General features: G+C 78.7%; 1 protein-coding gene. It reads left to right on the forward strand.

The features are described 5' to 3' along the window. Positions 1 to 1,441: thiamine pyrophosphate-binding protein (locus IH13_RS38955; RefSeq protein ID WP_031089434.1), on the forward strand; the 1,441-nt coding region annotated here is incomplete at its 5' end. Positions 1,442 to 1,460 lie beyond the last annotated feature (19 nt).

The raw sequence follows: 1,460 nt of genomic DNA on the forward strand, positions 1-1,460 counted from the left end.
ACTCAGGTACGTGGAACTGGGCGCCGAGCACGACGCGGCCACCGCCGCCGACGCCTACGGCCGCATCACCGGTGAGGTGGCCACCCTGCTGCTGACCGCCGGCCCCGGCGCGCTGGCGGCGCTGCCCGCGCTCCAGGAGGCGGCGGCGGCGTCCGCCCCCGTGCTGGCGGTCTGCGGACAGGTCCCGGCCGCCGGGCTCGGCGGCGGGCGCCACGGCTACCCGGGCGAACTCCGCGACCAGCAGGCGTCCTTCCGCGACGTCGTGAAGTCGGTGCACCCCGCGCGCACGGCCTCGCAGATCCCGTCCGCGATCGCCGCCGCCTGGGAGTCGGCCCTGACGGCCCCGCACGGCCCGGTCTGGGTGGAGGTCCCCGAGGACGTGCTGTGCGCCGGGACCGTCCTGCCCCCGGTCAGCGCGCTCGACGCCACCCCCCGGGAGCTGTACCCGCGCCCCGAACTCACGCTCGTCGCCGCCGACTGGCTGACGCGCGCCGAACGCCCCGCGGTCATCGCGGGCGGCGGGGCCGTACGGGCGGACGCGACCGGCAAGCTGCGCGCCCTCGCCGAGCGGCTCGCCGCCCCGGTCGCCACCACGTACGGCGGCAAGGGCGCCTTCCCCTGGCAGCACCCGCTGTCCCTGCGGTCCTGGCCGGGCGACCGGCACACCACCGAACTGCTGGAGTCCGCGGACGTCCTGCTGGTGATCGGCACGGGTCTCGGCGCGCTCTCCTCCGGCGGCCACACGTTCGCCCCGCGCGGCAGGGTCGTCCAGATCGAGGCCGACGCCGGGAAGCTGGAGTCCAACCACCCCGCGCTCGGCATCCACTCCGACGCCCGCGAAGCCCTCGACGACCTGCTGGACGCCGTCGGACGCCGTGCGGACGCCACGGCCGCCGACCGCGTCCGTACGGCCCTGGACACCTCCGCCCGGACCCCCGCGCCGGAGGACCGCGTGCTCGCCGCCGTCCGCGAGGCGCTGCCCGACACCGCGCCCAGCTTCTGGGACCTCACGCCGCTCACCGCCCGGGCCTGGACCGCCTTCGACGCCCGCCGCCCGAACACCATGCACTCGGCCCGGGGCGCCGGCGGCACCGGCTACGCCCTCCCGGCCGCGACCGGTGCGGCGTTCGCCGACCCGGCCACGCCGGTGCTCGCGGTCAGCGGCCGGGATGGCGCACCCGGGTCGGCCGCCGGGCTCGCCGCCGCACGGCGGTACGGCCTGCCGGTCACCTGGCTGATCGTCGGGGACGGCGACCGGTCCGGAAGCGGGGACCCCGCCGGCCCCGACCTCACCGCCCTCGCCGGGGCGTTCGGCGTCCTGGCCCGCAGGACGACACCGAAGACGCTCGCCGCGGACCTCGCCGGGGCGCTGGGCGGCCCCGGCCCGTCGGTGCTCGTGCTGCCGGACGTACGGGAGCCGTCCGCGCCGACGCCTCCGTAGCGGGCCCGGCGGGCGGCTT

The sequence above is a fragment of the Streptomyces sp. NRRL WC-3549 genome (genome assembly GCF_000721935.1).
In the GTDB taxonomy this organism is placed as follows: domain Bacteria; phylum Actinomycetota; class Actinomycetes; order Streptomycetales; family Streptomycetaceae; genus Streptomyces.